This is a genomic window from Mycobacterium sp., assembly GCF_044342925.1.
In the GTDB taxonomy this organism is placed as follows: Bacteria; Actinomycetota; Actinomycetes; order Mycobacteriales; family Mycobacteriaceae; genus Mycobacterium.
In genome coordinates this window covers 1-5,687 of record NZ_JBIIOV010000194.1, presented here as the reverse complement: position 1 = coordinate 5,687, position 5,687 = coordinate 1, and the positions used below count along the sequence as shown (strand labels likewise).

Annotated in this window: 3 protein-coding genes and 1 tRNA gene; 2 read left to right on the top strand and 2 right to left on the bottom strand. The window is 70.6% G+C overall.

The genetic code is table 11. The annotated features are described in order from the left end of the window. Together glmU and ADBZ6I_RS15585 are read right to left on the bottom strand one after the other, a co-directional pair. The coding region (gene glmU, locus ADBZ6I_RS15590; RefSeq protein WP_526385410.1) for a bifunctional UDP-N-acetylglucosamine diphosphorylase/glucosamine-1-phosphate N-acetyltransferase GlmU at nt 1-1,312 on the bottom strand (1,312 nt) is incomplete at its 3' end. An 84-nt stretch (nt 1,313-1,396) separates the two neighbouring features. Beyond that, a tRNA-Gln gene (locus ADBZ6I_RS15585) sits at nt 1,397-1,468 on the bottom strand. Nucleotides 1,469-1,577: 109 nt separating this feature from the next. Between ADBZ6I_RS15585 and ADBZ6I_RS15580 the strand changes: the two genes are divergently transcribed. Together ADBZ6I_RS15580 and mfd are read left to right on the top strand one after the other, a co-directional pair. Next, complete coding sequence (locus ADBZ6I_RS15580; RefSeq protein ID WP_526385412.1) at nt 1,578-2,171, top strand: TetR/AcrR family transcriptional regulator; 594 nt, start codon at nt 1,578-1,580, stop codon at nt 2,169-2,171. 67 nt (nt 2,172-2,238) lie between these two features. Continuing rightward, nucleotides 2,239-5,687: transcription-repair coupling factor (mfd, locus tag ADBZ6I_RS15575; RefSeq protein WP_526385408.1), on the top strand; the 3,449-nt coding region annotated here is incomplete at its 3' end.

Below are 5,687 nucleotides of genomic sequence, written 5' to 3'. Positions count from 1 at the left end.
GCACGGTGCCGGCGCCGGTGTAGGCACCGTCGCCCACGGTGACCGGGGCGACGAACATGGTGTCGCTGCCGGTTCGCACATGGGAGCCGACGGTGGTGCGGCTCTTGTTCTCGCCGTCGTAGTTGACAAAGACGCTGGACGCGCCGATGTTGCTGTACTCGCCGATGTCGGCGTCGCCGACGTAGGTCAGGTGCGGCACCTTGGTTCCGGTTCCGATCACGGCGTTCTTGGTCTCGACGAACGCGCCGAGCTTGCCGTCGTCGCCCAGCCGGGTGCCCGGCCGCAGGTAGCTGAACGGGCCCACTTCGGCCCGCGCCCCGACGAACGCCTCGACCGCGTGGGTGCGGACCACCGACGCGCCGTCGCCCACCTGGGTGTCGGTCAGCGTGGTGTCCGGGCCGATCATGCAGTGCGTTCCGATCCGGGTGCCGCCCAGCAGCTGGGTGCCCGGTGCCACGACGGTGTCGGGGCCGATCGTCACGTCGACGTCGATCCAGGTGCTGCGCGGATCGACCACGGTGACCCCGGCGCGCTGGTGGGCCGCCACCACGCGGCGGTTCAGCTCGGCCCCGAGGTCGGCCAGTTGCACCCGGTCGTTGACGCCGGCCACCAGCGCGGAGTCGTCGACGTGTTTGGCGTGCACCACCCGGCCGGCGGCCCGGACGATCGCGATGGCATCGGTCAGGTACAGCTCGTGCTGGGCGTTGTTGGACGACAGCCGGCCCAGCGCGTCGCGCAGCGCGGCGACGTCGAAGGCGTAGACGCCGGCGTTGATCTCCCGGATGCGGCGCTGCTGCGGGGTGGCGTCGGTCTCCTCGACGATCGCGATGACCTCACCGTCCTGGGTCCGCAGGATCCGGCCGTAGCCGTGCGCGTCGGGCACGGTGGTGGTTAGCACGGTGATCGCGGCCGGCTCGCTGGAGTGCGTGGCGATCAGGTCGGCCAGGGTGTCGGCGTCCAGCAGCGGGATGTCGCCGGAGGTGATCACCACCGTGCCGTCGAAGTCCTCCGGCAACCCGGACAGGCCGCACAGCGCGGCGTGGCCGGTGCCCAACTGCTGGTCCTGCACCGCGATCTCGATCGGCCGCGCCAGCTCGTCGGCAAGCTCGCCGACTACCGGGGCGATGCGCTCGCGGTCCTTACCCAGCACCACCACCAGGTGCTGCGGGGCGACCTTGGCCACCGCGTGCAGCGTGTGCGCCAGCATGCTGCGGCCGCCGAGGCAATGCAGCACCTTGGGGGTATCCGAGCGCATCCGGGTGCCGGAACCGGCGGCCAGCACCAGGACGGCGGAATCTTTGGTTGTCGTCATGCCCACCTCATCTGAGTGTGCGGATTGGTCCGCGACACGCCGTTCGTGGCGTACCGGACCGCACAGTCGCGGGAAACAGCACCGCTTCGCCGCCAGGACTCGAACCTGAACTATCTGAACCAAAATCAGAGGTGCTGCCAATTACACCACGGCGAATCGCCCCGCCATGGACGGCGACGGATCTTCCGCCAACGACTTTAGTGCACCCCAGTACCCTGTAGCGGTGGCAGCACCGCAGGGTCAGCCCCGGCCGCCGCGGGCTCGGATGACCGGCAGCGAACGCCGGCACCAGCTCATCGACATCGCCCGCGCGCTCTTTGCCGAACGCGGCTACGACGGCACCGCCATCGAGGAGGTCGCCCAGCGTGCCGGGGTGTCCAAGCCGGTGGTCTATGAGCACTTCGGCGGCAAAGAGGGCCTGTACGCGGTGGTGGTCGACCGGGAGATGTCGGCGCTGCTCGACGGTGTCACCGCGTCCCTGACCGACAAACAGCACCGGCCCCGCGTCGAGGCGGTGACGCTGGCGCTGCTGACCTACATCGAGGAGCGCACCGACGGCTACCGGGTGCTGATCCGCGACTCCCCGGCGTCGCTGAGCCCGGGCACCTACTCGACCCTGTTCGACGATGCGGTGGGCCAGGTGGCCTCGATTCTGGCGGGCGATTTCTCCCGTCGCGGCCTAGACCCCGATCTGGCGCCGCTGTACGCCCGCGCGCTGGTGGGCTCGGTGTCGATGACCGCCCAGTGGTGGCTCGACGCCCGGGAGCCGGCCAAGGAAGTGGTGGCCGCGCACCTGGTGAACCTGATGTGGAACGGCCTGACCGGCCTGGAAGCCGACCCGGAGTTGCAGGGCGAGTGATCCACTTGCCCTTCCAAAGAAGCACCGCCGCAACGGTTTTTGCAGCGCCTCCTAGACTGTGGTGATCATGACGGGGCGTCGGAGGGTGCAGACCCCGCTGTCGGGTCTGGTCCACGCCGCGCTGACCGCGCCGCAGTTCCTCGACCTCGCCGAGCGTGCCGCGCAGCGTCCGGAGACCCTGGCGTTGGTCGGCCCGGCCAGCGCCCAGTTGTTCGTCGCCTGCGCCCTGGGTCGCAGCGGGTCTGAAGGCGGGCTGCTGCTGGTGGTCACCGCGACCGGCCGGGAGGCCGACGACCTGACCGCCGAACTGCGCGGGGTACACGGCGACGCGGTGGCGATGTTCCCGTCCTGGGAGACGCTGCCGCACGAGCGGCTCTCACCGGGGGCGGACACCGTCGGCGCCCGGATGCTGCTGCTGCGCCGGCTGGCCCGCCCGGATGACCTCGATCTGGGCCCGCCGTTGCGGGTGGTGGTGACCACGGTGCGCTCGCTGCTGCAGCCGATGGCCGCCGACCTGGCCGAGATCGAGCCGGTGACCCTGCGGGTGGGCGCCGAACTGGACTTCCAGAGCGTGGTGACCCGGCTGGCCGAACTGGCCTACAACCGGGTGGACATGGTGGCCCGGCGCGGGGAGTTCGCGGTGCGCGGCGGCATCCTCGACGTCTTCCCGCCTACCGCCGAACATCCGGTGCGCGTCGAGTTCTGGGGCGACGAGATCACCGAGATGCGGATGTTCGCCGTCGCCGATCAGCGCTCGATCCCCGAGGCCGATGTCGGCACCGTGGTGGCGGTGCCGTGCCGCGAATTGCTGCTCACCGACGAGGTGCGCGCCCGCGCGGCGCAGATGGCGGCCCACGCCCCGCTCGACGACAACCAGGTCACCGGCAGCATCGGGGACATGCTGGCCAAGCTGGCCGAGGGCATCCCGGTGGACGGCATGGAGGCGCTGGCCCCGGTGCTGCGGCCGGAGAAGCTGGGTTCGCTGGTGGATCATCTGCCGGCCGGCGCCCCGCTGCTGATCTGCGACCCCGAAAAGGTCCGCACCCGCGCCGCCGACCTGATCAAGACCGGCCGGGAGTTCCTGGAGGCCTCCTGGTCGGTGGCGGCCGTCGGTGGTGACGCCCCGATCGACCTGGAGCGACTCAGCGGATCGGGCTTCCGTGAACTCGACGACGTGCGCGCCGCGGCGGCCGAGACCGGCCACCGGTGGTGGACGGTCGGTCAGCTGTCGTCCGAGGGCGTCGTCGAACTCGACGTGCGGGCTGCCCCGTCGGCCCGCGGCCAGCAGGCGCACGTGGAGGAGATCTTCGCCATGCTGCGCGCCCACGTGCTCACCGGCGGCCTGGCCGTCGTCGTCGCCCCGGGCACCGGCACCGCTCACCGGGTCGTCGAGCAACTCGGCGAGCACGACACCGCCGCCGCGCTGCTGGAACCCGGCGACCCGCCCAAGCCGGGTGTGGTCGGCGTGCTCAAAGGCCCGCTGCACACCGGAATCGTGATCCCCGACGCCAACCTGGTGGTGATCACCGAGACCGACCTGACCGGAAATCGGGCCACCGGCCCCGAGGGTAAGCGGCTGGCGGCGCGGCGGCGCAACACCGTCGACCCGCTGGCCCTGACCGCCGGTGATCTGGTGGTGCACGACCAGCACGGCATCGGCCGGTTCGTCGAGATGGTGGAACGCACTGTCGGCGGGGCACGCCGGGAGTATCTGGTGCTGGAGTACGCCGGCAAGAAGGGCCACCAGGCCGACAAGTTGTTCGTCCCGATGGACTCGCTGGATCAGCTCTCGCGCTACGTCGGCGGCGAGCAGCCCAGTCTGAGCAAACTCGGCGGCAGCGACTGGGCCAACACGAAGACCAAGGCGCGCAAGGCCGTTCGCGAGATCGCCGGCGAGCTCGTCGCGCTCTACGCCAAACGGCAGGCGGCCCCCGGGCACGCCTTCGCCCCGGACAGCCCGTGGCAGGCCGAGATGGAGGACGCGTTCGGGTTCACCGAGACCGTCGACCAGCTGACCGCCATCAGCGAGGTCAAGGCCGATATGGAGAAGGCCGTCCCGATGGACCGGGTGATCTGCGGCGACGTCGGCTACGGCAAGACCGAGATCGCGGTGCGGGCGGCGTTCAAGGCGGTGCAGGACGGCAAGCAGGTGGCCGTGCTGGTGCCCACCACCCTGCTGGCCGACCAGCATCTGCAGACCTTCACCGAGCGGATGGCCGGCTTCCCGGTGACCGTTCGGGGCCTGTCGCGGTTCACCGATCCGGCCGACTCGCGCACGGTGCTCGACGGCATGGCCGACGGCAGCGTCGACATCGTCATCGGCACCCACCGGCTGCTGCAGACCGGGGTGCGGTGGAAGGACCTCGGCCTGGTGGTCGTCGACGAGGAGCAGCGTTTCGGCGTCGAGCACAAGGAACACATCAAGAGCCTGCGCACCCACGTCGACGTGCTGACCATGAGCGCCACCCCGATCCCGCGGACCCTGGAGATGAGCCTGGCCGGCATCCGCGAGATGTCGACCATCCTCACCCCGCCCGAGGAGCGCTACCCGGTGCTGACTTACGTCGGCCCGCACGACGACAAACAGGTGGCCGCCGCGCTGCGCCGCGAACTGCTGCGCGACGGGCAGGTGTTCTACGTGCACAACCGGGTCAGCAGCATCGACGCCGCCGCGGCGCGGGTGCGGGGGCTGGTGCCTGAGGCGCGGGTGGCGGTGGCGCACGGGCAGATGCCCGAGGAACTGCTGGAGCAGACGGTGCAGGGGTTCTGGAACCGCGACTACGACATCCTGGTGTGCACCACGATCGTCGAGACCGGCCTGGACATCTCCAATGCCAACACTCTGATCGTCGAGCGCGCCGACACCTTCGGGCTGTCCCAGTTGCATCAGCTGCGCGGACGGGTGGGCCGCAGCCGCGAGCGTGGCTACGCGTACTTCCTGTATCCCCGCGAGACCCCGCTGACCGAGACCGCTCACGACCGGCTGGCCACCATCGCCCAGAACAACGAGCTGGGCGCGGGTATGGCAGTCGCGTTGAAGGACTTGGAGATTCGCGGCGCGGGCAACGTGCTGGGCGCTGAGCAGTCGGGGCACGTCGCCGGGGTGGGTTTCGACCTGTACGTGCGGCTGGTCGGCGAGGCCGTGGAGGCCTACCGAGCCGCCTTAGAAGCGGCATCAGGCGGAAAACCGGTGTCTATGGCCGAGGAGCCCAAAGACGTCCGCATCGACCTTCCCGTCGACGCGCACCTGCCGCCGGACTACATCGGCAGCGACCGGCTGCGCCTGGAGGCCTACCGGCGGCTGGCCGCGGCCGCCGACGAGGCCGCCATCGCCGCGGCAATCGACGAACTCGTCGACCGGTACGGTCCGCTGCCCGAACCGGCGCAACGACTGATGGCGGTGGCCCGGCTGCGGTTGCTGTGCCGCGAGTACGGCGTCACCGACGTCGCCGCCCCGTCGGCGACCACACTGCGGGTCGCCCCGCTGACGCTGGCTGACTCCGCGCAGGTCCGGCT

Coding starts and splice junctions, on each gene's coding strand:
- ADBZ6I_RS15580 (WP_526385412.1), top strand. CDS start 1,578: ATGACCGGCAGCGAACGCCGGCACCAGCTCATCGACATCGCCCGCGCG.